The following is a 23,280-nucleotide window of genomic DNA, read 5'->3' as shown; positions in this document are numbered from 1 at the left end:
AAGAAGACTCCCATGCTCCTCGAACGCATCTTCGACGCCGACCTCGCCCACGCCAGCTACGTCATCGCCTGCCAGGCCAGCGGGGAGGCGATCGTCGTCGATCCCCGCCGGGACATCGCGGTCTACCGCGACTTCGCCGACCGCCACGGACTGACGATCGCCGCCGTCACCGAGACCCACATCCACGCCGACTACCTCTCCGGCACCCGCGAACTCGCCGCCGCCACCGGCGCGACGATGTACGTCTCCGACGAAGGCGGACCCGACTGGTCCTACGGGGCGGGCTTCGACGACGCGGTGCGCCTGCACGACGGTGACGAGATCGCCCTCGGCAACATCACCCTGCGCGCCTCGCACACCCCCGGCCACACTCCCGAGCACCTGTCGTACCTCGTCACCGACGGTGCCCAGGCCGACGCACCGGGGTTCATGCTCACCGGCGACTTCGTCTTCGTCGGAGACATCGGACGCCCAGACCTCCTCGACGAGGCGGCCGGCGGCTCCGACACCCGCTTCGCCGGTGCCCGCGACCTCTTCGCCAGCCTCCGCGACCGCCTGCTCACCCTCCCCGACTACGTGCAGATCCTGCCCGCCCACGGCGCGGGAAGCGCCTGCGGCAAAGCCCTGGGGGCCATTCCGACGACCACCGTCGGCTACGAGCGCGCCTTCGCCTGGTGGTCGCCGTTCCTCGAGAGCGGCGATGAGCAGGGCTTCGTCGACGAACTGCTGTCCGGGCAGCCCGACGCCCACGCCTACTTCGCCAGGATGAAGACCGAGAACCGGGAGGGCCCGTCTCTCCTCGGCGAGCTCGCCGAGCTCGAGGAATTCGACGCCGGTCGCGTGCAGGAGAGGATCGAGGACGGCTCGGCGGCTTTCATCGACACCCGTCCGACCGCGGATGTCCATGCCGGCACCCCGGCCGGGGCCCTGCACATCCCGGGACCTGGCAAGGCCGCGAGCTTCGGCGCCTGGGTCTTCGACCCGGCCGCGGAGTCGACGCCGATCATCATCCTCGCCGGCGACGCCGAGCAGGCGGCGGAGTTCCGGGATCATCTCATCAGGGTCGGGATCGACACGGTCACCGGCTACGTGACCTCGCTTGCCGGAATGGATCTGCAACCGGTCGACCTGATCGACCCGGCGAAACTGGCAGACGCAGCCGACATCCGCCTCGTCGATGTCCGCTCGAAGAACGAGCACGCCGGCGGCCACATCCCCGGTGCGACCCAACTCAGCGGCGGCCGCGCCCTGTGGGAACTCGACCGCCTGCCGAGCGACGGCCGGATCGTCACCTATTGCCAGAGCGGCACCCGCAGCAGCATCACCGCCAGCGCCCTGCGCCGTGCCGGATACCGGGTCGCCGAGCTCGCCGGCTCCTACGACGCCTGGCGGTCGCTCGAGTCCTGATCCGGAACAGGGAGCTGCCGGCCATCCGCGAGCCGCTTACCCCTCCAGATCGGGGATGATCGGAAGCTCGGCCGTCACCTCATCCCGGGGAACCACCTCGGCGCTGGTGGCAGTGTTGTCCACGGAATCATCGGCGGGCATCCCGGTCAGCCGTTCGGGGCGAAGGATCTCGCCGAGCTCATCCCGCTCGAGCAGTCCGTGCTCGACGACGAGATCGGCGATGGGTTCGTTCTTCGCCAGTGCTTCCTTCGCGAGCTTCGCCGCGGCGACGTAGCCGATGACCGGGGCGAGCGCGGTGATGACGGTGACCGAGCGGTCGACGGTGTCCTCGATATGCGCCTCGTTGGCGGTGATGCCGTTGACGCAGTTGATGCGGAAGGTCTGGGCCGCGCGTTCGAGCCAGGTGATCGACTGGAACAGCGAGTGGGCGATGATCGGTTCGAAGGCGTTGAGCTGCAGCTGTCCGCCTTCGACGGCCATGGACACGGTGACGTCGGCACCGGCCACGGAGTACGCGACCTGGGACACCGCCTCGGGGATGACGGGATTGACCTTGCCGGGCATGATCGACGATCCCGCCTGGCGGGCGGGCAGGTTGATCTCACCGATGCCGGCCTGCGGCCCCGACGACAGTAGACGCAGGTCGTTGGCGATCTTCGACATCTTCAGCGCGCTGCGCTTGAGCGCACCGGAGAAGGTGATGAAAACACCTGTGTCGGAGGTGGATTCGACGAGGTCTCCGGCCGTTTTCAGGTCGAGCCCGGTGATCTGCCGCAGGTGTTTGATGACCGCTTCTTTGTACCCGGCCGGGGCGTTGATCGAGGTGCCGATCGCGGTTGCACCCATGTTCACTTCGCCGAGGAGGGCGACGGCTTCCTCGAGGCGTTCGACGTCCTCCCGCAGGGTGGTGGCGAAGGCGTTGAACTCCTGGCCGAGCGTCATCGGCACAGCGTCCTGCAGCTGGGTGCGCCCGACCTTGACGATATGGGTGAACTCGCGGCCCTTCGCGGCGAAGGCGTCGGCGAGGAGCGTGAGTTCGCCGAGGAGGTTCTGCAGTGAGAACGCCAGCGCGATCTTGATCGCGGTCGGGTAGGTGTCGTTCGTCGACTGGCTGTGGTTGGTGTGGTCGTTGGGGTGGATGAACGCGTAGTCGCCCTTGGACCGGCCGGCGATCTCGAGCGCACGGTTGGTGATGACCTCGTTGGCGTTCATGTTCGTCGAGGTGCCGGCTCCGCCCTGGACGACGCCGACGGCGAACTGGTCGTGGAGCTTGCCGGACTTGATCTCTTCGCAGGCCGCGTCGATGAGGTTCGCGCGCTGGTCGTCGAGCGCTCCGATCTCGGCGTTGGCACGGGCGGCGGCCTGTTTGACGCAGGCGAAGGCGCGGACGAAGTCGGGGTAGACGGAGATGGGACGGCGGGCGATGGGGAAGTTCTCGTTCGCCCGGGCCGTGTGCACTCCCCAGTAGGCGGTGTCGGGGATCTCGAGGCTGCCGATCGAGTCGGTCTCGGTGCGGGTGGGGAAGTTCTGGCTGGTGGGGATCTGGTTCGTCGAAGTCGGCGAGGTGAGGGGAAGAGAGGCGGTGTTGGGGTCTGCGAAGGCGTTCGACTCAGTCATAGTGGTTTCAGAGTCTCACATTTCGGCTTCTACCCGAAGGGGTGATCTGTGTGAGATCAGGAACCGAAGTAGTAGTCCGAGTGGGCCGCGCAGCGGGGGTTGAAGTGCGCAGCGCATTCGGGGCAGCTGTCGGTTGCTTTGTACGTCTCGATCGTCAGTTCGGTCCAGCAGTTCCCACACAGGATGGCGGGCTGGTCCCATCGTTCGCGTGGCCACCGCTGTGCGGGATGATCCGCCGTCTCGGAATGGCACTGGTGGCAGGGATAGTAGCGGTCGCAGCAAGCGAAGCGGATGGCGATGATGTCGAGTTCGGTCGCGTAGTGGACGCACCGAGTGTGGTCATCGACAGTGGGGCCAAATACTTCGGGAGTTCGCGTCATTGCTCACCCGTCCTTACTTATGTTCACATCTGCATCTGCATCTGACCGAACTAAACGGCCGAAAAACCCTACGACCAACGCAAGTACACCCAAGATCGCAACTGTCCATACTATTAGCATAAAAATATCGGTCGCATCGCCAAAGAAAGATGGGTCCGACATATTCATACACTTTGCAGCATCAGGCATATCAAGCCCTTCAAAATCCTGATACGCAGCACATTCTCTCTTATTTAGATCCGAGGATTCCCGCAAGACCAATCGAAGCATCTCCTCGGGAGACACTTCCTCAAGTAGTGAAACCAACCAGGCAGAAATGCCAATAACACCGAACGTGGAGACCTCGCGATAAACAAGATTAGATATCGGTCTATTATACTTCCTTAGCGATAGATACATGCCAAATAAGGCACCAAACACAATACCTAGACTAGAACAGGTAAGCGCGAGGTCACCTGAAATAGCAGGATTCTTAGTCAGCATGGAATCAAAGACAGCCCAGGTCTTGACCAGATTCCAAACAGCAGGAGAAAGCACACCGGAAACTAGCCCAACTGCCGCCCCGACACCTGTAGCCCCGGCAAAGTAGGTGAACAGCCGTAAGCCCTCGCGCGCCGCTCGGCGCCAACCAATCAGCATGCCGAAAACTCCAACCAGAACACAAGACACTAGCCAAGTAGCTGCCACGAACGGCCCATAAATGACCAGAAGACCCCCTCCTAGGCGACGCAAGATTAGCGCATTGGTGGATTCGTCAGAAGCAACCCACGTCAAGCCAAGTATTCCGAATCCAAGAATTAAGAGTATAGCTACAGCAGTTACAGACCCGTACATGATCACAAATAGAAATAGGGTTGACTTTTTGCCTCTATCAACCACATGCAGAATGAACTCTACAATTCTATTATCGTAGTTGATTTTCACGCCCCAACCATTCGGAGCCAAGAGCATCATCAAATTCCTGGCGCCATATTTTATGGTAGTGCAGAAGTTGCCCCAAGCAGTTTCCACCTCTTGCCTAAGAGTCAAATCGACCTTATCCTCAAAATGCTTGTTCGCTTCATTCCCTAGTGTGATATCCGCGACTAGAAGGACTAGAACCAGTAGAAGAACCAGGCCTCCACCAGCAGCATCTGCCCAACGTATAGAAACAAGAATTACCCCTAAGTAGATCGATATTCGGGGAGCTCTCCAGCGATTCGTATATTTCAACTTACCGCGCCGTAAAAATATGACAAATGCCCCACCGAGAATCAGCGTCGCCATCAACATGATTGCCGCCATTGCAATACTCCATGATTCTTTGATTTGCGGTTATGAGTAGCCCGTAAATAACACAGCAAGTAGTCTTGCATCGTCTACTGCGCATTCAAAATTCCCGTAGGGGCCGCGCAAGAGCGGATAAAAGCGCAAAACATCGAAGGCCACGCCGACTGCGGCCTTGCTCGTCGAGGTCTGTAATGTCTTGCTTCGCCGGCCCCGGTTCCCAACATAGATGTAAGGGTTAGCACACGATCCGTCGCTGGGTATAGCTTGTCATTGCTGAGCACAGGCGGCAGGGAAAGTAGCGGTCGCAACAGGCGAAGCGGATGGCGAGTTCGGTGGCGTAATGGACGAACCGAGTGTGTTCGTCAACCGCTGCGCCGAGTACTCCGGGAACGCGTGTCAGTGCGTCCCGTCCTTTCGTTACGCCGAACACTCGCCCGTGCGACTCCCGATCTGAGCCCAGCTCGGCGTCCGCTCAGGGTCAAGGGCCGATTGGATCCCGCCATCCACGTAGAGTGGAGACCCCGACCGGAGAAGGACCCATGCCGCTTCCCGCCGATTTCGTCCACCCCTTCGCCGAGGTGGCTCTGAGCAACATCACCCGTGAATATCCGTTCGCGTCCCATCATCTGGCGCGGAGTGTTGCCGATATCGTGCCGGCAGCGGGGATGAATCCCGCGTTCGCAAACTCGTATGACTGGCACTCGAGCGTGCACATGCACTATCTGCTGGCATCGCTGCTGGGGACCGAGGCGGCACACGGGGCTAGCTGGCGTGAACGCGCGATCGAGGTTCTGACCGCGCATCTGAGTGAAGAGAATATGCTCGCCGAGGCGGCCTTCCTCCGCGAGAATCCGTCGTGGGAGCGTCCATACGGCTGGGCGTGGGCGGTCGAGCTCAATCGGGTGCTCGATGCCAGTGGGATTCCGGAGTTGCGCGCGCTTGGTACTCACACGCAGGTGCTCGCCGAGACGGTTTTCGATCTCGTCGCTGCCTGGCTGCCGAGAGTGGCTGAGCCGGTTCGACATGGAGTGCACTCGAATACGGCATTCGGACTGCGTCGAATCCTCATCGGTGCTCGGGAGGCAGAACGGCACGATGTCGTCGATGCCATCGCAGGTGCGACTCGTCGATTCTTCGCCGAGGATGCGGCGTGGAACTTCACTCAGGAGCGAAGCGGTCACGACTTCATCTCCCCCGGTCTCTGTGAGGCCGACCTTATGGCTGAAGTGCTCACCGAGGGCGAGTTGGCGACGTGGCTACCTGAGTTTCTATCCGAACTCTCGCCGGAATCCCCAGCGCTCACACCGGTCAAGGTCCTCGACCCAACCGACGGCCAGCAGAGCCACCTCTACGGTTTGGGCCTCTCGGTCGCGGCTTCAGTCCTTCGGTTGGCTCCTAAGTTGGAGGCGATCGCCGAACATACTGACCACGATGACCTCATGGACCAAACCAAAGGCATGCTCGCCCGAGTCGATTCGCTGATGGCACCCGGGCTCGATGCGGCAGTCTCAGATGAGTACGTGTCTTCCCACTGGATCGCAACCTTTGCATGGGAAGTCTTGCATCAGTCAAAGGGGTAAATGAATCGTCCTCCGCTCCACATAGGAAGAATTCCTTAAGAGACAGCCTTTGCTTCGAGAAAGAGATCTGTTGGCATTGGCCTGTCGAGTTTCCAAACAATTTGGATTGGACGGGATCCTTCGTGCGATTCATACGTCGCTGTACCCAGACATGTATAAGGCGATGTTCCCAAGTCGTCTGACTTTGCCTGCCGGACGAATAGTAGAACTCGAGATCCTAGTTCGCGATGGCGAATATAGCGTTGCCCGGTTGGGCTTTCGACTGAGGTCCCCGATTGCGACTCCCAATGGAACAACTCCGGAGTCAGTGCGTAGTCTTTGTATAAAGTAGACGGCGAAAAATCAGCTTCCGATTTGCGCAAGGTTATGAGCAAGACGTCAGTCTGGTAGTCTTTGAACCATTTAACCCCTTCACGAAAGTTTCCAGGTTGAGGCTTCTCGACGGTCCCCATTCCGAAAGCCGCTAACAGTTCCTCGCGAGAGTACCGCGCATGTGTGTGTAACGGCAATTTGCCGAGGTCACCTTCCAGAGATCGAGGATTCGATCGACTTGACGCTGTAGTGACAGATAGAAGCTGATCGAGTTCCTGACATAGATAGTCGTTCGAACGGATCTCGTCGAGTCCTTCATTTATCGACCCGCCGTCGCCTTTCGGCCAAAATGTGTAATATAGCATCGCCGCATATGGATCGTTAGAAACTTCCTGCCTCAACATTGAACCACGTGCAAGAAGCCTGCGATATGCCGCGGCTCGCGCCAGATCATCTACGTGAGTCAATGCCCTAACTCTATTCATGATCTGAGAAGCGAGCATTTGTTCTACTGCGCTTGATTCGTTCTTTGAGAAGGCCAGATGGCGAACAGTCGACCAGGTCGCCGGCAACTTCAGTCCGCCCAGGGTGCGGTTGTTCGGCTTATAAATGTCTGGCAGGTCTCGACCAGACTGACCAAGATAGTCGCCAAGCTGGTACTCGAGCGGACTGGTCTCTGTGGGTTTGTGCTGTCGTATGTCAGAAACCAGTGCCTTCGTAGTCAAAGACAATTGGCTCTTAATGCTTTCTAGGACGTGTTCCTGGGCAACACGGTCGAGAATTATTTGCGACCCCCCGGGCATCTGGGGGAACCCCTTTTGCACTGCATCTTCTAGCCGGCCACGCGGGATGCCCGTCATGGCCCGCAATGGGATATCGAACCGGAACTTTGCGTGCTGATGCCCAACGAAATCAAGTACAGTCAGAAGCGCCTTGCCACGCGCTCGACGCAGCCCCCGTCCCAGCTGTTGAAGAAATACTGTTGCTGACTGTGTCGGACGAAGCATCAGAACGGTGTCGACTTCGGGTACATCCACGCCCTCATTAAAGATATCCACAGTGAAGATACACTGCAGATCTCCTGAACGAAGTCGGCGGAGGGCACTGTCACGCTCCTCGGTCGTAGAACTTCCGCTCAACGATTCCGATGCTATTCCTGCTTGGTTGAATACATTCGCCATGTAACTTGCATGATCAACAGTCACACAAAAGCCCAACGCCCGCATACTTTGTGGATCAAGAATTTTCGCGTCCAATTGGCGAAGGATAAGTGCTGCGCGTTCACTGTTGCCGGTGTAAACCGCTGACAGCTCCGCGGAGTCGTATCCTCCTGAGCGGAAAGTCACGCCACTCAAATCAACATTGTCTGCGATCCCGTAGTAATGAAAAGGCACCAACAGATCTGCTTCCAGCGCATCCCAAAGTCGGAGCTCACTAGCGATCCTCCCATCGAAGAACGCTTGAGCGACGTTCACTCCATCTGCCCGCTCCGGGGTGGCAGTCAATCCAAGTAACTGGTTTGGCTTGAACCAATTGAGGACCTTTCGATATGTCGAAGCCTCCGCATGGTGAAATTCGTCGATAACGACAACGTCAAAATGATCAGGGGCCCATTGCGCCAGCTGATCGTCTCTTGACAGCATTTGAATAGATGCAAATACGTGGTCCGTGTCTCCTGGAACGGCCCCACCGACCAGCAGGGATCCAAAATCGCCTTCCTTGAGCACAGCACGGTATGTGTCCAGTGCTTGGCTCAGAATTTCCTTACGGTGTGCGACAAATAGAAGTCGTAACGGTTTTCGAGCAGTACCTTGTGCGCGTGCCAAATCACGGGCTTCGCGAACAAGTCGCTCATAGTCGAGTGCCGCAACTACCGTCTTGCCGGTGCCCGTAGCCGCAACAAGTAGATTCCGAGACCGTGCGTGCTCAGTGCGTTCAGAAGAAACATCATCGAGCATTTCAATCTGGTGAGCGAACGGCTGAACATCCAGGAATCGCGTATTAATTCCTGAGCGAGCGACGGTTGTCCGACTACCTCCAACTCGAGCATCCGCTAATGCTCCGTCGAGACGCTTTGCGTCACGAGCTGGAAAATACTCCTCGAACTGGCTAGAAGCCCAGTATGATTCGAATGTTGCGTCAAAGTTATCCATCAGAGACCTAGTTGCTTCTCGAGAGACCCTGACGTTCCATTCCAATCCATCGACGAGCGCCGTCCTGCTCAAGTTTGAGCTTCCAACATACCCAGTGTCGAAACCAGTTTTCCGATAGAAGAGCCAAGCTTTCGCATGAAGATGTGTGGTTCGTGAGTCGTAATTGACACGCACTTCAGCGCCAAATTCATCGACAAGCCGATCGAGGGCTTTACGTTCAGTTGCGCCAATATATGTGGTCGTGAGAACTCGAATCGGCACTCCACGCTTGCGTAACCTTTGGAGCCCCTGTTCTATAGTTGTAATTCCGCTCCACTTTACAAAGGCACACAATAGGTCCACTCGGTCGGCGCTCTCCATTTCAAGTCTCAATTCAGATTGGAGACTCGGAGTACCAGCAGCATTCGTGAAAAGCGCAGTTTCAGTCAGCGGCGTCGAAGGTCGGCTAACGGGAGCCTTCTCATATATCGACTTCAGTTCGCGGCGGTCACTAGTCAGCTGAAGATCGCTTTCACCCAATGGCAGTGCTTGGAGTATCTTGTTCGCCAACAACACCCGGTCTTCGGCATCAGATCGTGCCAATGCCGCCTCCACTTTTCCACCGATATGACGCGCAGCTCGCGCAGGAAAGTCCGCAACATCTACGTGCTGAGTTTCTGCGTATTTCGAGTCTTCCAAATTATTGATGAGTGCGTCTGTGGAGCCATCAACAAGCAGCTCATAAATGCCTGGTGGAAGGTTTGCATTGTCGCTCATCAGTCGCTCACTCCGATTTCCGCTCCCAGTATCGCTTCAATAGCTTCAACAGCGGGCAGATCGGGTTCTGCCCAGTCCACTTCGTGCAAAGTTGAAACTGTCACCCATCGGATTGCATCGTGGTCACTGCTCGCCGTCGGCAGCTCGTTCGCCGTGGCCCAATAGCAGGCTAAGTCGATAACTCGGCCGTCTACTTCGGTAGAGGCACGGGCGACTAGCCCCCCAACACTTACTTTGATTCCAAGTTCTTCACGTATCTCGCGGACAAGCGCCGACGGTTGTGTTTCAGTAGGTTCAACTTTTCCGCCAGGGAACTCCCATTTGCCTCCCGCAGATCTGTCTGCTGCGCGGCGGAAAGCAAGAACTGCTGGCTCTCCTTGGGAGTCACCGCTAAAGACTGCACCAACGACTTCGAGGTAACTGTGCTCCATGAATTGCAGCCTACCTGGGATTTTGCTCTGTTTGATGTGATTAAGATAGCCGATTCGAGGTACATATATCGGCCATAGTCGCATCTGCCGGCGTTGGGTTATTCCTCAAGGATAAAAACTGGACGGTATCCCCCACGAACCTCATTGAGTGGCTCAGATATAGCCGTTCGTCGGCTAGGTCGTCGCAATTAGACACCTCAGGGACTTCGTCTTCTGGTGGAAAGTCACTCCGCGCAGCAGAACAAACTGAAGTGATTTTAATGAGAGCAGGCCATGCATAGACACCACACCGTCGAGTGGCTCAACACCATCGATAAATACGTATCAGGTACTCAGCAATATCGCCAGCCTTCCAAACCGATCACTTCCCGAAATAGACGACCCCGCTCAAACCCAACTGATCGCGCGCAGCCGTATCGAGTCCGAGTTCGGATTCGAGCACCTCAGCGGCGTCCCCGCCCAATGCCGGTGCAGGGAAGGCATCGGCCACCGGTGTTCCGCCGAATTGCAAAGGCACCCGAGGAGCCAGCACACGCCCGACTCCGGGCTGATCGATCTCGGTGAGCAGCGGGTTCTCCGCCGAACACCGTGGGTCGCTGGTGACAAGCTCTTCGAAAGTCTGGAACCCGCCGACGAGCACACCAGCGTCCTTAAGCGCAGCTTCCGCCTCTGCGAGGGTGTGCTTGGCAAACCACGGGCGCACCACCGCATCGATAGCTCCCCGAGCCTCGAACCGACCGCCTTCGGTGGTCAGGTCGACATCCAGTAGCGGACCGATCATCTCGAGCTTCTCGCTCAGCCCGGTCGCTTTCCCCAAGCCTCGCCAGTGCTTGTTCGAGATGACGGCGACCATCACCTGACGTCCATCCGAACACTCGAACGACTGACCATAGGCACCGTAGAGACCATTGCCCAAAGCGCCTCTGGTCTTCCCTGTCGCCTGAACCTCGGCGATATAGCCGAGATTACCGACAGTCGCGAGCATGACATCGGACAGTGCCAGGGTGATCTCCTGCCCCTTGCCCGAACCACGACGATCCAACTCGGCAGCCATGATCCCGTTGGCAATATAGAGCCCGGCTGCGACATCCCAGGCTGGAAGAGCATTATTCACTGGCCGGTCGTCGTCGCCGGTGATGATCGGGAACCCGCTGGCCGCATTCACCGTGTAATCGACTGCCGGCGAACCATCGTGCCACCCACCCAAACGCAACATGACGAGGTCCTCACGATGCTGCTTGAGGTTCTCGTAGCTCAACCATCCGCGGGCCGGCAGGTTCGTCACCAGTGTGCCCGCCTCGGCGATGAGGTCGGTCGCAATCTTCTGCCCCTCCTCGGACTTCAGATCGAGCGTGACCGAACGTTTCCCCTTGTTCAGGGACGCCCAGTAGATGCTTGTGCCGTCATCGCTGATCGGCCACCGATTCGCATCGATGTTCCCACCGATCGGATCGATACGGATAACATCGGCACCCAACTGCGCGAGCGTCATCGCTCCCAAAGGTGCTGCCACGAATGCGGAGATCTCAACAACTTTGAGGCCGGTCAGGGGGGCGGGGCGAATGTCGGTCATGATGGGCTCTCCTCAGTTCTTCGTCGTCACGGTGGCAGCGACAGCGGTCTTCCCACCCGGGGCTATGGCCTGGAGTTCATGAACACCGGGTTCGGTCTCTCGGCCGACGAGGTGGATCTGCTCGCCGGCGAACAACGGGGACTTCGCGGTGAACCGGTATCCGGTCACGACCGCCTCGGGGTGGGTGGTCATGAACGCGTCGAGCAGCAGCGTCGCGGTCAGCGGTCCATGCGTGACCAGACCGGGATAGCCCTCGACCTCGGTAACGTACGGGTGATCGTAATGGATGCGGTGGGAATTGAACGTCAACGCCGAATACCGGAACAGCATGACCTCATTCGGTCGGACCGAGCGCGACCAGTCCCAACCGTCGGGGACGGGCGAGTCTTCTCGTGGGGGTTTCGCCGCTGATCCCTCCGGCGCCGAGGTGGCCTCGCGGTAGACGATCGTGTGCCGATCCGTCGTCGCCAAGACCCCATCCGCAGAAACCTCGTGACGCAGCTTCACGAAACACAGCGGTCCGGTGCTGCCGGTCTTCTCCGTGATCGACTCGATCGTCGTCACCCGCTCGATCGCCTGCCCGGGCAGGATCGGGGCGTGGAAGGTCAGATCACTGCCAGCCCACATCCGCCGGGGCAACGGCACCGGAGGCATGAACCCACCCAGCGCGGCATGCCCATCGGCTCCGAGCTCGCTCATCGGCACATCATCTTCGGAGAAGTGCAGCCAATGCCCGAGCGGGAACAAGGGCGCTGCCTGGTCGCCGTCGTGGCCGAGCAGGGTGGCCAGGCGTGCGGCCCGCTGGCCGTCAGCGGTCTCGGTGGCAGTGGCGCTGCGGCCAACCCAGTCCTGGAGGTTCGGAGAGTCACTCATCGCAGTCATCTTCCTATCGGTAGTTCGAGAAGTATGTCCCAATTGCTACGTGACGGCGGCTCAGATACCTCGCGCCAGGGTGCTGGGCCGCCGTCGGGTAGTAATTCAGCGGCCGAGGAGTTCGTCGGAGATGATGCGCATCTGGATCTCCGACGAGCCCTCGAAGATCTTCGTCAGGCGAGCATCCCGCCAGTGGCGTTCGACGGCGAAGTCCTTCGTGTACCCGGCACCGCCATGGATCTGCAGCGCCTCCGAGGTGACCTTCTCGCTCATCTCTCCGGCCAGGTACTTCACCATCGCCGCTTCCTTGTCACAGCGACGACCCGAATCGATCTCCGTGCACACGTGGTACATCAGCTGCCGGCACGCCTCGATCTGAGCGGCCATGTCCGCGACCTTGAACCGCAGATGCTGGAAATCAGCCAACGGATGGCCGAACTGCTCGCGTTCTTTCAGGTATTTGATCGAGTCCTCAAGTGCCGCCTGCGCCAGACCGATCGACCTAGCCGCCGTATGGGCGCGGCCCACTTCGAGACCGGACACCGCCTGGTAGAAACCGCGGCCTTCCTCACCGAGGAGGGCATCGGCAGGCAGGACGAAGTTGTCGAACGACAGCTCCCATGTCTTCCACCCGTGGTACCCGATCTTCTTCGCCGGCGCCCCGGAGATCCCCTCGGGGAAGGTGCCGCGTTCCTTCTCGACGAGGAACACCGAGATCCCCTGATGTCGCTTCTCCTCTGTGGAGGTGCGGGCGAAGAGGACGATGTAGTCGGCCTGATCGGCATACGTGCACCACATCTTCGTGCCGTTGATGACCCAACCACCATCGGCATTGCGCTCGGCCTTGCACCGCAGGTTCGCCACATCCGACCCAGCCTCAGCCTCAGACAGGGCGAAGGCGCCGAGGTACTCACCACTGGCAACCTTCGGCAACAGACGTGCCTCCTGCTCGGGCGAGAATCCACCACCCATGCCGTTGCCGCGAGCCAACAGCCCGGCCACCGACATCCAGGCACGGGAGAGTTCCTCAGCCACGAGGCAGTACTCGAACACACCAAGCCCCAGTCCCCCGTACTCTTCGGGGATGAGGATGCCGAAGAACCCCATCTCCGCCATCTGCTTGACCATCGACTCGGGGAACTGCCCTTCAACAGGGTCGAGTTCGTTGGCGATGGGCAGGACGACATCACGGGCGAACTCGCGGGCGAGCGCCTGGATCTCGAGGCGCTCCTCGGTCATCATGTGCGGAGTGTCCGGACGCGGACGCGGCTTATGAGTCATCTTCTGCCCTTTCTGGGGTCTTCGTGTCTTCTTCGATTCGTATCACTGTCCGACCACCGCCGGCTGAGCCGCCCATTCTCGAAGGACGGCGGTTTTGATCTTCGAGCCGTTCGTTCCCGCGGTGACGGGCATGGTTTCGACCAGGCGGACCTCGGTCGGGACCTTGAAGCTGGCGAGCTGCTGCCGGCAGTACTGCCGGATGTCCGCAGGTTCGGGAGTAGTTCCGGGCACTGGCTGAACGAAAGCGACGACTTCGGGCTCGCCGACGTCGCTGCTGCGCCCGACGACCTTGACCAACTCGATGTCCGGATGGGTGATGAGGTGCAGCTCGATCTCTGCGGGATCGACGAGGAACCCCCGCAGACGGATGACGTCACCCATTCGGCAGACGTATTCGAAAGCCTCAGGCCCTTGAGCGCGCCCGAGGTCCCCCGTCTGGAACCAGCCGTCGGCGGTGAAGTTCTTCCTTCCTTCTCCCTGATCACCGAGGTAGTGGTCGACGACGTTGGGACCCCGGAGTTGGACTTCACCTTCCGAGCCTTCGGACACAGGCTGGTCCGTGACCGGATCGGCGATGCGGTATTCGTAGCGAGGGTCGACGAGGCGACCGCCTCCCGAGTACCGCAGCTCTTCCGGGGTGTCGTTCGGCCAGAACGAAGTGAGTGCGAAGACTTCGGAGGATCCGTAGACGCCGACGGTGCGGGTGCCGAACTGTTCGGCCGCCCATTCGGCGATGTCGGCGGACATTCCTTGGAAATCGGCCACGCCTGCCCACCGCCACGATTCGAGTTTCGTGCCCGTGTCTTCGCAGACCTTGCGCACTCGGGAGAGCATGTCGTCGGCTCCGACGAAGTGTGAGCCGGAGAAGGTGCTCCAGGCCCGGACGAGTTCTTGTTCGTCGAAGACCGGGTGAAGGAGGACTGCCGCTCCGCCGAAGAGTGCCCCCATTCCCGCCGAGTATCCGAAGACGCCCGAGTACGGGAGGGGTTCGACGAGGACGTCACCGGTGGTGAAGCCGATTCGAGAGGCGACCTCCTGGGAATGAGTGATGACGGCGGACTCCCGGTGAGCCGCGAGCTTCGGCATCCCCGTGGAGCCGGAAGTCGTGAAGGCAACCGACAGCCGGGATTCTTCGGGTGCGGCCGCGGCGAATGAAGTCGCTGCCTGATCGATGGTTGACGACTCCGCTGGGACGAGCACTGCCCCTGCGCCGAGGTCGTAGTCAGCGATCTTGGGTTCGCTCGCGGCTCCCGGCACCGCCCAGACGAATGCCTTCGGCGGGGTGAAAGGCTCCCCCGGTGAACGGTCCTGCTGTGCGGCAGTTTCCTGGTCCACCTCGGCGATGGCCTTCCGTGCGGTAGCGAGGAAGTCGAGGTTGCGGAATCCGTGGGCCACGACGAGCACCTGCGGGCGGGCCTTGGTGAGGACGTGCCCCACCTCGGCGACGTTGTAGCGGGTGTTCACCCCGATCACGTGGGCACCGAGCGCGGAAGCCGCGAACTGCCACGCATAGGTATCGGACCAGCTTGGCAGCCAGACTGCGATGCAGTCGTTCGGGCCGACACCGTGCTCGGCGAACAGATCGGCGAACTCGTTGGTGCGGGCGAGCAGATCCGAGACGCTGATACGCACGTGGCCGGACTCGGTGCTTTCACGGGCGGCACCGGTTGGCACCGGGTCGATGAGGGCCGTCCGTTGCGGGTCGGTTTCCGCCCAGGTTTTCAGATGACCGTAGAGAGTGGCGGGTGAATTCATGAGCGGGCGGCCTCCAATTCTTCGGTCTTTCGGTCAGCGTTGCAGGCATCGGCACTGCCGGAATCGGGAAGATCGGTATCGGCACCGCGAGTGCCGGCACTGCGCACCCAGGAGTCGACCGCCTCGGCGAAGTCCGACATCTCCTCCATCGGATAGTGCCCGATTCCCGGCAGGAGGACGAAGGTGCCTCGGGGGATCGACTCCGCGTCATGGCGGATCGCTGCGGTGTCGATCCACAGGTCGTCCTCACCGGCGACGAGCACCGTCGGGCAGGTGACAGCGGGCAGGTCCTCGCTGACGTCGTGGCGCCCCCAGCCGATGAGATCCGAGTTCGACACGATCGGATCCTCCCTGCAATGCATCCGGGCGATAAGTTCTCGCTGTTCCTCGTCGATTGCCGAGCCGACGACGGCTCGCGTCCCCCAGTAGGTGCGATCGCCGCGGGAGGGCGTCGAGATGTCGACGAGCTCACGTGTCAGGCCTCGCAGCGAGACGTGGCCGGGGCGGGATCCGGCGGCCATGGCGATGGCCGCGATGATGCGGTCCCCGGCGCGCACGGCCAGGTCGATCGTGATCTTGCCGCCGATCGAGCACCCGACGGCGACGAATCGATCGATCCCGAGCTGGTTGAGCACTGTCAGACCGAATCGTGCGTATTCGCCGAGGTCGGTCACCGGCCCGCTCTTCGCCGGCTCGGTGCGGCCGTGTCCGGGCAGGTCGGGAACGATAACCCGGTAGCCGAGGGCGGCGAGGTCGGCCGCCACGTGACGGTACTGGACTCCGGACTGTCCTGCGGTGTGAACTGCGAGCAGCGGTGTCGCGTCGATGTCGCCCCAGTCTTCGACGAACGCGATGCGGTCGTCGATGATCAGCTGGTGAGCGCGGAGGGTCGTCACTGCCGGACCGTTCGTGTGGTTCAGTGTCGTCATCTCAGGCCACCTGCAGATTCGTGTCGAGGACGCGTTCGGAGCCGACATAGCCGGCTGTGACGGCCATGGCTCGAGCGTGGTCGATGATGCGGATCAGTGCGCTGGTCATGCGCAGGTACTCGTACCCGGATCCGGAGGAGCGCATCCTCCCGCTCATCGCGGTCTCCATGAAGCGGTTGCGCTCGGCGGTCACGAGATCAACGAAGACGTCGCCGGGGATGGAGAGCACGAAGTCAGCGCCGAGGATGGAGCGGGCGACGACCTCGAGCACGTGACCGCGGTAGCAGCGAAAGTGCACTGGGCGACCGCCGATGGCGATGCCGATCGTTCCGTCGTAGGCCTCGATGAGTGTGGAGAACTCGGAGTCCTCACGCAGGCGATCGCGCAATGCGCTGTTCCAACCAGCACTGCCTGGGCAGAGCAGATCGGACACGTCGTCGCTGTTGTCGATGGCTTCGGCGAAGGCGAAACGCACCGAGGCGGAATAGGCGGCGTCCCCTTCGAGATGAGCTGTCACCTCGGTCCGCAGCTCCTGTCCCTTTTGAGGCAGGACGGCCGTCACCACCGCAGACGGGGAGACGAGTTCGCCGTCGTCGGTCTGGACCGTGCCGTTCGTCTCCAGCTCAGCCGAGACCAGTCGGACCGACTGCCCCAGCTCCTGACCGATCGCCTCGGCAACGGAGTCGGCCAGCGCCAGCGGACTTGACGCAGCCAGTGCGTCAGCATCGGCGAGCAGTCTTCGGCCGGGTTTGAGCGGGGTGGTCATGACAGTTCCTTCCGGGTGTGCTTATGAGTGCAGGTGAACTTATGAGTAGATTGGTGCCCATGGAGGACACCCCAACCAATGCGAACCGGCGGCGAGCAGCGCCGAGATTCATCGACCGTGACACGGTTGTCCACGCGGCTCTCGAGGTGTTCTCCGCGCAGGGGTTCCACGGCGCGTCGACGCGGCAGATCGCGAAGGCGGCGGGCACTTCCCTGTCGAATCTCTACAACTACTTCGGGTCGAAGAGTGAGATCCTCGAGTTCGTGCTCGAAGAGACGGCGCGAACCCTGGCCGATTCGCTCGAGGAAGCGGTCGGCGCAGCGGGAACGGACCCGTTGTCGAGGCTCGAGGCCGCGGTGCGTGCCTACGTCGATTTCATCGTGGCCCAGCCCCGCGCCTCGGTGGTGGGCATCACCGAATTCCGCTACCTCGAGGGGGAGAACCGCGCCGAGGTGGTCACCGAAAGAGACAGGACGGAAGCGGTGTTCCGGGCTGCGATCTGTGACGCTGCTGCCGCCGGAGAGTGCGAGGTGCGCAATCTCGGCTCGGCGGTGCGCGGCGTCGTCACCCTCTGCAACTCGATGTCGACGTGGTACCGGCCCGACGGTGAACTCTCGCCCGCCGAACTCGCCGATCTGCAGGTCGACCTCGTCTTCGGTCTGGTCCGTGCCGCCACGCGGCCTGTCTCTTCCGACTGACATCATCCGAGCCGTTCGACCGTTCGGGCATCGGCCGCGTCGACGGCGGGTGGGAACGAGAATCGTGCCGCGTCCCATCCGGATTCGAGCGACGACCAGAAGAAGAACGAGACTCGACGCTCCTGGAATCGCCACCCGTGTGCCGTCCTGACCATCGTGTCTTCGTACCGACCGGCCGCGATCTGGGATTCGCCGTCGACGACGCAGGGCTGGAGCAGCCAGGTCGTCCCCGTCGCGGAGTCGCCGTCGAGCTCCACGGTTTCGTTGGAGCTGAAGTGCCACCACGATGTCACGGTCGAGGAATTGAGCTGTGGGAAGAACTCGAGCATCTCCGCACGGCCGCGTGCAGTGGACAGGCCGACGAACGCGCCGTCCTCGGTGAACGTGTCGGCGAGGTCTTCCCAGCGACCGTCATCGAGTGCCTGGCAGTATCGGGCGCGGAGCTGCCCGATCTCGTGGATGTTTTCGAGGCGAGTGATTCTCTCTTCGAGGGTCAGTGTCGTTTCAGGCATGTTCGGCCTCCTCGGGGGTTGTCGACTTCGGCGCGGCATCGAGCTTGCCTGCTTCGCGAAGTTCGCGTTCTTCGATGTCTGCGGCCGTCTCATGCAGGTTCGCCTGGAAGCGTTCCCTGATGGAGTACACGGCGACGAATGTGATGACGGCCATCGCGATGATGTAGAGGGAGACGCTCGCCGAGGTGCCGGTCGCTTCGATGAGCGAGACCATGATCATCGGTGCGAGGCCACCGGCGAAGACGCTCGCCAGCTGGAATCCGAGGGAGGCTCCGAAGTACCGGACATCGGCGGGGAACATCTCGGCGAACAGAGCTGCCTGAGGCCCGAACATCATGGCGTGCAGGGTGAGACCGACGATGATGGCTGCCGCGACGAGGAACGGATTGCCGGTGTCGACGAGCCAGAAGAACGGGAAGGCCCACACGCCCATGAGCACGGTGCCGAGCAGGAAGATCTTCCGACGGCCGTGTCGGTCGGACCAGGCCCCGAAGTAGGGGATCGTGAAGATCTGAGTGGCGACGGCGAGGCAGACGATCATGATCATCGTCGTCTGCGAGAGCCCGACATTCGCGGTGCCGTAGGACAGCATTCCGGAGATCATGATGTAGAAGGTGCCGTTGACGACGAAGAATGCGCCGGCAGCCTGCAGAATCTGCTTCCAGTACAGCCGCAGGGCGCGCAGGAAGGAGACGCGAGGCATCTTCGTACCGGCGGTTGCGGCCTCCGCCTTGGCCTGCATCGACTTGAAGACGGGGGTCTCTTCGATCTTCATCTGCACGAAGATTCCGACAGCAACGAGGAGGATGCCCGACAGGAACGGCACCCGCCAGCCCCACTCGATGAAGGCGCCTTCATCGACGAAGAGCAGGATGCAGAGGAAGAAGGCGTTGCCGATGATGATGCCGGCGACGGTGCCCAGCTGAACGAGGGAGCCGTAGAATCCGCGACGCTTCAGCGGTGAGTGCTCGGTCAGCAGCAGCGTGGCGCCACCCCATTGGGCGCCGACGCCGAGTCCTTGGATCAAGCGTGCGGTCACCAAGAGGATCGGTGCCCAGATTCCGATGGTCTCGTGGCTGGGCAGCAGTCCAATTGAGGTTGTGGCCAGTCCCATGACGATCATCGAGGCGACGAGCGGTCCCTTGCGGCCGAACTTATCGCCGAGTGCTCCGGCGATGATGCCGCCGACGGGACGGGCGATGAAGCCCACCGCGAGTGTGCCGAACGAGGCGATGGTTCCCAAGGCTCCTTCGAGCGAGGGGAAGAAGACATGGCCGAAGACGAGCGCCGAGGCGGTCGAATAGATGAGGAAGTCGAACCACTCGAGCGCTGTGGCGATGACAGATGCGGCAGCGAGGCGAGTCATCTTGCCTTCGTCGGGTGTTTCGAGTTCGGTCGTGGTCGTGCCGGACGTGGTTGCGTCAGGGCCGGTGGGTGAGTTGGGTGCTGATTGCATTTTCACTCCTCATTGAGCAGGGAAGAACGTTCGTTCTTGTATGCTGAGTATGACAGAGGCGCTCCACCCAGGCAACAGGCGCCCGATTTCGGCCCCTGACCCAGGAGGACTCCATGCTCGAGAAGCGCACCACTGACAACAGCCTCTACTTCGAGGACCTCGAGGTCGGCCAGGTCTATCGGTCCCCCGCGCGGACGCTGACGGAAGCCGACCTCACAATGTTCTCGATGCTCTCGGGCGACTGGAACCAAGTCCATGCCGATGCCGAATACATGGAGGACCGAGGCGGACGGCTGTTGCACGGCGCCTTGGGAATCGCCGTCCTCACCGGGCTGATGGACCGAGCCGGCTGGTTCGCGCAATCGGCCATCGCCATGACCGGACTCGACGACTGGAAGTTCCTCACGCCGCTGCGCATCGGAGACACAGTGACTCTCGAGATGGAGATCCTGTCCTGTCGGAAGGTCTCGGCAGGAGACAAGGGCTTCGTCGACCGGCGCTTCACTCTGTTCAATCAGCACGGCGAGAAGGCGCAGGAGGGGAGATCCGGATTCCTCATCGAGCTGACACCGTCCACGCCGTGACCAAATAGGGCCGATGACCCTCAGGCCTTGTTTCGGCCGATGAGCTGTTTGGCGATGACGTTCATCTGGATCTCGTTCGTGCCTTCGCCGACGATCATCAGAGGAGCGTCACGGTAGTAGCGTTCGACGTCGTATTCGGTGGAGTATCCGTAACCGCCATGGACGCGGATGGCGTCGAGGGCCACCTCGGCGGCCATCTCCGAGGCATAGAGCTTCGCCATTCCGGCCTCCATGTCCACACGCGCACCCGAATCGTAGGTGCGGGCGGCGTGGAGGACGAGCTGCCGGGCGGCCTCGAGCTTCGTGGCCATCGTGGCGAGCTTGTTGCCCACGGCCTGGTGCTTCCAGATCGGCTTGCCCATCGACTCGCGCTCCTGCGAGTACTTCACCGCGTCATCGAGGGCGGCCTGCGCGACGCCGAGCGACCGGGAGGCGACCTGGATGCGGCCGATCTCGAGTCCCTTCATCATCTGCTTGAACCCGACGCCCTCGGCCTCACCAAGCAGCTGCGACTGCGGCTGCCGGAGACCGTCGAAGGACAGCTCGCACGTCTCGACGCCCTTGTACCCGAGCTTCGACAGATCCTGGGAGACCGTGAAGCCCTCCCCCTTCTCCACGAGGATGATCGAGATGCCCTTATGACGGGGTTCCGCCTCCGGATCGGTCTTGCACAGCAAAGCGATGAGGTCCGATTTCCGGGCATTCGTGATCCACGTCTTCGACCCGTTGATGACGTAGTCGTCTCCATCCTTCGCTGCTGTGGTGCGCATCGCCTGTAGATCGGAGCCGCCGCCGGGTTCGGTCAACGCCATCGTCGCTCGCAGCTCTCCCGTGGCCATCCGCGGCAGGTACTTATCCTTCTGCTCATCGGTGCCGTATTCCTGGAGGAGCTTCGCGACGACGGTGTGCCCGCCCATGGCACCGGCCAGGGACATCCACCCGCGAGCCAGCTCCTGAGTTATGAGCGCATACGCCTCGGTAGAGACCTTGCCCATCCCCCACGGCTCGTCGATGGCGAGCCCGTAGATGCCCATGTCCTTCATCGTCTGGATCCATGCCTCGGGGTATTCGTTGGCGTGCTCGACCTTGTTGACGCTGGGTTTGACCTGTTCGTCGATGAATTCGGCGACCAGGTCGATCATCATCTGCTCTTCATTGCTCACTGCCATGGTGAAATCCTCTGTTCGTTCGTCATTTGGAAAGTTCAGTCCAGTCGGGTGCCGTCACGCACCGTGCGGGTCCGGCCGAGGCCGAGCGTCGGTGGGCCGGTGCTGTCGAAGAAGTCATTGCCCTTGTCGTCGGTGATGATGAACGCCGGGAAGTCGTCGACGTGGATCTTCCACACTGCCTCCATCCCGAGCTCCTCCATATCGCGGACCTCGACCGAGGTGATGCAGTCCTTGGCCAGCCGGGCGGCAGGGCCGCCGATCGATCCGAGGTAGAAGCCCCCGAATTCGGCGCAGGAATTCTTCACCTGCGCAGACCGATTGCCCTTGCCGAGCATGATCATCGACCCGCCGGCCTCCTGGAACTGCCGCACATAGGTGTCCATCCGCGACGAGGTGGTCGGACCGAACGACCCCGAGGGCATCCCCTCGGGCGTCTTCGCCGGCCCCGCATAGTAGATGGGATGGTCCTTGAAATAGTCGGGAAGCTCCCCACCGCCGTCGAGGCGCTCGCGCAGGTTCGCGTGCACGATGTCGCGGGCGACGACGACCGTTCCCGTCAGCGACACACGGTCACCGACGGACAGTTCGGACAGCTGTGCCTGCAGGCTCGGCATCGGTCGGTCGAGGTCGATGGCGGTGACATTGCCGGATTCGATCTCCTCGACCCGGCCCATCGCGGGCAGGAACCTCGCCGGATCGTGTTCGAGCTCTTCGATGAACACGCCGTCGGAGTTGATGCGGGCGATGATCTGCCGGTCGGCCGAGCAGCTCACGGCGATCGCGATCGGCAGGGATCCGTTGTGTCGGGGCAGCCGGACGACGCGAACATCGTGGCAGAAGTACTTGCCGCCGAACTGGGCACCGAATCCGAGGTTCTGGGTGAGTTCGAAGACGGTCTGCTCGAACTCCTTATCCCGGAATCCGTGGCCCAATTCGGCGTCGCCGGTCTCCGGCAGATCATCGAGGTAGTGGGCACTGGCGAGCTTCGCGGTCTTGAGCGTGAATTCGGCCGACGGCCCGCCGATGACGACGGCCAGATGATAAGGAGGGCAGGCCGCGGTGCCGAGGGTGGAGATCTTCTCGGCGAGGAAGTCGAGCATCGCCGACTCGTTGAGCACGGCCTTCGTCTCCTGGTAGAGGAAGGACTTGTTCGCACTGCCTCCGCCTTTGGCCATGAACAGCAGCTCATAGTCGTCGTCGGGACTCAGCGCCACCTCGATCTGGGCGGGCAGGTTGGTGCCGGTATTAGTCTCGTCGAACAGGCTCGTCGGTGCCAGCTGCGAGTACCGGAGGTTGAGTTCTTCGTAGGCACGGCCGATTCCGCGCGACAGATGCTTGGCATCATCGCCGTCGGTGAGCACGTTCGGTCCGCGCTTGGCCGAGACGATCGCGGTGCCCGTGTCCTGACACATCGGCAGGATCTCCCCGGCCGAGACCGCGGCGTTCTGCAGCAGGTCGAGGGCGACGAAGACATCGTTGTCACTGGCCTCGGGGTCATCGATGATTGCGCGCAGGCTCGCCAGGTGGTCGGTGCGCAGGTAGTGGGAGACCTCTTTGAAGGCCACCTCGGCGAGGTCGGTCAACGTCAACGGTGCCACGTGGAGGAAGGAGCGGGACGCTCCGGCCACCTCGGCGTGGATCTGCTCGACTCCGGCGATGTCGAGCTGGCGCATCACCGGGCCGTCACCGTGCGTGGGCAGCAGAGGTGAGTAGGCGAAGTCATCGGCTCCCGCCGAGGCGGCCCCGCCGTCGGTCGGTTGTGCGGGTTCTTCATTCATC

At 61.3% G+C, this 23,280-nt stretch carries 19 protein-coding genes; 4 read left to right on the top strand and 15 right to left on the bottom strand.

The genetic code is table 11. From position 1 onward, the window contains the following. Positions 1 to 12 precede the first annotated feature (12 nt). A complete protein-coding gene (locus tag ACSBQT_RS02730) occupies positions 13 to 1,407 on the top strand; it encodes an MBL fold metallo-hydrolase (RefSeq protein WP_410709601.1) in 1,395 nt (464 codons plus the stop codon). A 36-nt stretch (positions 1,408 to 1,443) separates the two neighbouring features. On the opposite strand, the gene ACSBQT_RS02725 is transcribed toward ACSBQT_RS02730, so the two are convergent. From ACSBQT_RS02725 to ACSBQT_RS02715, 3 genes are read right to left on the bottom strand one after another with little or no spacing between them, the layout of a single operon-like run. Continuing rightward, the gene (locus ACSBQT_RS02725; RefSeq protein ID WP_410709600.1) at positions 1,444 to 3,024 is read right to left on the bottom strand and encodes an aspartate ammonia-lyase; all 1,581 of its coding nucleotides are present in this window, start codon (positions 3,022 to 3,024) and stop codon (positions 1,444 to 1,446) included. 56 nt (positions 3,025 to 3,080) lie between these two features. Then, on the bottom strand, positions 3,081 to 3,404 hold the full coding sequence (locus ACSBQT_RS02720) for a CHY zinc finger protein (RefSeq protein WP_410709599.1): 324 nt from the start codon (positions 3,402 to 3,404) through the stop codon (positions 3,081 to 3,083). A gap of 3 nt (positions 3,405 to 3,407) precedes the next feature. Next, positions 3,408 to 4,688, bottom strand: a complete 1,281-nt coding sequence (locus tag ACSBQT_RS02715) for a hypothetical protein (protein WP_410709598.1) — start codon at positions 4,686 to 4,688, stop codon at positions 3,408 to 3,410. A gap of 524 nt (positions 4,689 to 5,212) precedes the next feature. Here ACSBQT_RS02715 and ACSBQT_RS02710 point away from each other — a divergent pair. Next, a complete protein-coding gene (locus tag ACSBQT_RS02710; RefSeq protein ID WP_435000799.1) occupies positions 5,213 to 6,253 on the top strand; it encodes a DUF2891 family protein in 1,041 nt (346 codons plus the stop codon). A 35-nt stretch (positions 6,254 to 6,288) separates the two neighbouring features. On the opposite strand, the gene ACSBQT_RS02705 is transcribed toward ACSBQT_RS02710, so the two are convergent. The 8 genes from ACSBQT_RS02705 to ACSBQT_RS02670 all read right to left on the bottom strand — a co-directional run bounded on the left by ACSBQT_RS02705 (position 6,289) and on the right by ACSBQT_RS02670 (position 17,082). Further along, the gene (locus tag ACSBQT_RS02705; protein ID WP_410709596.1) at positions 6,289 to 9,474 is read right to left on the bottom strand and encodes a DUF3427 domain-containing protein; all 3,186 of its coding nucleotides are present in this window, start codon (positions 9,472 to 9,474) and stop codon (positions 6,289 to 6,291) included. Further along, on the bottom strand, positions 9,474 to 9,905 hold the full coding sequence (locus ACSBQT_RS02700) for a (deoxy)nucleoside triphosphate pyrophosphohydrolase (protein ID WP_410709595.1): 432 nt from the start codon (positions 9,903 to 9,905) through the stop codon (positions 9,474 to 9,476). Before ACSBQT_RS02700 ends, ACSBQT_RS02705 begins: the two co-directional genes overlap by 1 nt. A 361-nt stretch (positions 9,906 to 10,266) precedes the next feature. Further along, positions 10,267 to 11,478, bottom strand: a complete 1,212-nt coding sequence (locus ACSBQT_RS02695) for a CoA transferase (protein WP_410709594.1) — start codon at positions 11,476 to 11,478, stop codon at positions 10,267 to 10,269. A gap of 12 nt (positions 11,479 to 11,490) precedes the next feature. Continuing rightward, entirely contained in the window at positions 11,491 to 12,351 is an 861-nt protein-coding gene (locus tag ACSBQT_RS02690; protein WP_410709593.1) for an FAS1-like dehydratase domain-containing protein, read from the bottom strand. 105 nt (positions 12,352 to 12,456) lie between these two features. Next, positions 12,457 to 13,632 (bottom strand): acyl-CoA dehydrogenase family protein, encoded by a 1,176-nt coding sequence (locus ACSBQT_RS02685; protein ID WP_435000797.1) that lies wholly within the window; start codon positions 13,630 to 13,632, stop codon positions 12,457 to 12,459. Positions 13,633 to 13,674: 42 nt separating this feature from the next. Further along, a complete protein-coding gene (locus ACSBQT_RS02680) occupies positions 13,675 to 15,387 on the bottom strand; it encodes an AMP-binding protein (protein ID WP_435000796.1) in 1,713 nt (570 codons plus the stop codon). Then, positions 15,384 to 16,316: an alpha/beta fold hydrolase gene (locus ACSBQT_RS02675; protein ID WP_435000795.1), complete on the bottom strand. Its 933-nt coding sequence runs from the start codon at positions 16,314 to 16,316 to the stop codon at positions 15,384 to 15,386. Before ACSBQT_RS02675 ends, ACSBQT_RS02680 begins: the two co-directional genes overlap by 4 nt. Position 16,317: 1 nt before the next feature. Next, positions 16,318 to 17,082, bottom strand: a complete 765-nt coding sequence (locus tag ACSBQT_RS02670; RefSeq protein ID WP_410709589.1) for a hypothetical protein — start codon at positions 17,080 to 17,082, stop codon at positions 16,318 to 16,320. A 59-nt stretch (positions 17,083 to 17,141) separates the two neighbouring features. Between ACSBQT_RS02670 and ACSBQT_RS02665 the strand changes: the two genes are divergently transcribed. After that, positions 17,142 to 17,780 carry a TetR family transcriptional regulator gene (locus ACSBQT_RS02665; protein ID WP_410709588.1) on the top strand — a complete coding sequence of 213 codons (639 nt, stop codon included), beginning with the start codon at positions 17,142 to 17,144 and terminating at the stop codon, positions 17,778 to 17,780. 2 nt (positions 17,781 to 17,782) lie between these two features. Here the strand turns inward: ACSBQT_RS02665 and ACSBQT_RS02660 are convergent, their stop codons facing one another. Both ACSBQT_RS02660 and ACSBQT_RS02655 read right to left on the bottom strand, forming a co-directional pair. Continuing rightward, positions 17,783 to 18,292 carry a nuclear transport factor 2 family protein gene (locus tag ACSBQT_RS02660; protein WP_410709587.1) on the bottom strand — a complete coding sequence of 170 codons (510 nt, stop codon included), beginning with the start codon at positions 18,290 to 18,292 and terminating at the stop codon, positions 17,783 to 17,785. After that, positions 18,285 to 19,748, bottom strand: coding sequence for an MFS transporter (locus ACSBQT_RS02655; RefSeq protein WP_410709586.1), 1,464 nt, complete (start codon positions 19,746 to 19,748; stop codon positions 18,285 to 18,287). Before ACSBQT_RS02655 ends, ACSBQT_RS02660 begins: the two co-directional genes overlap by 8 nt. A gap of 113 nt (positions 19,749 to 19,861) precedes the next feature. On the opposite strand from ACSBQT_RS02655, the gene ACSBQT_RS02650 reads away from it, so the two are divergent. Then, positions 19,862 to 20,332 (top strand): MaoC/PaaZ C-terminal domain-containing protein, encoded by a 471-nt coding sequence (locus ACSBQT_RS02650; protein ID WP_410709585.1) that lies wholly within the window; start codon positions 19,862 to 19,864, stop codon positions 20,330 to 20,332. Positions 20,333 to 20,352: 20 nt separating this feature from the next. On the opposite strand, the gene ACSBQT_RS02645 is transcribed toward ACSBQT_RS02650, so the two are convergent. Together ACSBQT_RS02645 and ACSBQT_RS02640 are read right to left on the bottom strand one after the other, a co-directional pair. Further along, positions 20,353 to 21,501: an acyl-CoA dehydrogenase family protein gene (locus ACSBQT_RS02645; protein WP_410709584.1), complete on the bottom strand. Its 1,149-nt coding sequence runs from the start codon at positions 21,499 to 21,501 to the stop codon at positions 20,353 to 20,355. 35 nt (positions 21,502 to 21,536) lie between these two features. Then, positions 21,537 to 23,279: a FumA C-terminus/TtdB family hydratase beta subunit gene (locus ACSBQT_RS02640; protein WP_435000794.1), complete on the bottom strand. Its 1,743-nt coding sequence runs from the start codon at positions 23,277 to 23,279 to the stop codon at positions 21,537 to 21,539. Position 23,280 lies beyond the last annotated feature (1 nt).

The organism is Brevibacterium sp. H602, assembly GCF_051172395.1.
Lineage (GTDB): Bacteria > Actinomycetota > Actinomycetes > Actinomycetales > Brevibacteriaceae > Brevibacterium.
The sequence above is the reverse complement of the archived record's forward strand: the minus strand, read 5'-3'. Positions and strand labels throughout refer to the sequence as shown.

What these genes read in the sequence shown, in the direction of transcription:
- ACSBQT_RS02730 (WP_410709601.1), top strand. Translation starts at nt 13, where the DNA reads ATGCTCCTCGAACGCATCTTCGACGCCGACCTCGCCCACGCCAGCTAC.
- ACSBQT_RS02725 (WP_410709600.1), bottom strand. Translation starts at nt 3,024, where the DNA reads ATGACTGAGTCGAACGCCTTCGCAGACCCCAACACCGCCTCTCTTCCC.
- ACSBQT_RS02720 (WP_410709599.1), bottom strand. Translation starts at nt 3,404, where the DNA reads ATGACGCGAACTCCCGAAGTATTTGGCCCCACTGTCGATGACCACACT.
- ACSBQT_RS02715 (WP_410709598.1), bottom strand. Translation starts at nt 4,688, where the DNA reads ATGGCGGCAATCATGTTGATGGCGACGCTGATTCTCGGTGGGGCATTT.
- ACSBQT_RS02710 (WP_435000799.1), top strand. Translation starts at nt 5,213, where the DNA reads ATGCCGCTTCCCGCCGATTTCGTCCACCCCTTCGCCGAGGTGGCTCTG.
- ACSBQT_RS02705 (WP_410709596.1), bottom strand. Translation starts at nt 9,474, where the DNA reads ATGAGCGACAATGCAAACCTTCCACCAGGCATTTATGAGCTGCTTGTT.
- ACSBQT_RS02700 (WP_410709595.1), bottom strand. Translation starts at nt 9,905, where the DNA reads ATGGAGCACAGTTACCTCGAAGTCGTTGGTGCAGTCTTTAGCGGTGAC.
- ACSBQT_RS02695 (WP_410709594.1), bottom strand. Translation starts at nt 11,478, where the DNA reads ATGACCGACATTCGCCCCGCCCCCCTGACCGGCCTCAAAGTTGTTGAG.
- ACSBQT_RS02690 (WP_410709593.1), bottom strand. Translation starts at nt 12,351, where the DNA reads ATGAGTGACTCTCCGAACCTCCAGGACTGGGTTGGCCGCAGCGCCACT.
- ACSBQT_RS02685 (WP_435000797.1), bottom strand. Translation starts at nt 13,632, where the DNA reads ATGACTCATAAGCCGCGTCCGCGTCCGGACACTCCGCACATGATGACC.
- ACSBQT_RS02680 (WP_435000796.1), bottom strand. Translation starts at nt 15,387, where the DNA reads ATGAATTCACCCGCCACTCTCTACGGTCATCTGAAAACCTGGGCGGAA.
- ACSBQT_RS02675 (WP_435000795.1), bottom strand. Translation starts at nt 16,316, where the DNA reads ATGACGACACTGAACCACACGAACGGTCCGGCAGTGACGACCCTCCGC.
- ACSBQT_RS02670 (WP_410709589.1), bottom strand. Translation starts at nt 17,082, where the DNA reads ATGACCACCCCGCTCAAACCCGGCCGAAGACTGCTCGCCGATGCTGAC.
- ACSBQT_RS02665 (WP_410709588.1), top strand. Translation starts at nt 17,142, where the DNA reads ATGGAGGACACCCCAACCAATGCGAACCGGCGGCGAGCAGCGCCGAGA.
- ACSBQT_RS02660 (WP_410709587.1), bottom strand. Translation starts at nt 18,292, where the DNA reads ATGCCTGAAACGACACTGACCCTCGAAGAGAGAATCACTCGCCTCGAA.
- ACSBQT_RS02655 (WP_410709586.1), bottom strand. Translation starts at nt 19,748, where the DNA reads ATGCAATCAGCACCCAACTCACCCACCGGCCCTGACGCAACCACGTCC.
- ACSBQT_RS02650 (WP_410709585.1), top strand. Translation starts at nt 19,862, where the DNA reads ATGCTCGAGAAGCGCACCACTGACAACAGCCTCTACTTCGAGGACCTC.
- ACSBQT_RS02645 (WP_410709584.1), bottom strand. Translation starts at nt 21,501, where the DNA reads ATGGCAGTGAGCAATGAAGAGCAGATGATGATCGACCTGGTCGCCGAA.
- ACSBQT_RS02640 (WP_435000794.1), bottom strand. Translation starts at nt 23,279, where the DNA reads ATGAATGAAGAACCCGCACAACCGACCGACGGCGGGGCCGCCTCGGCG.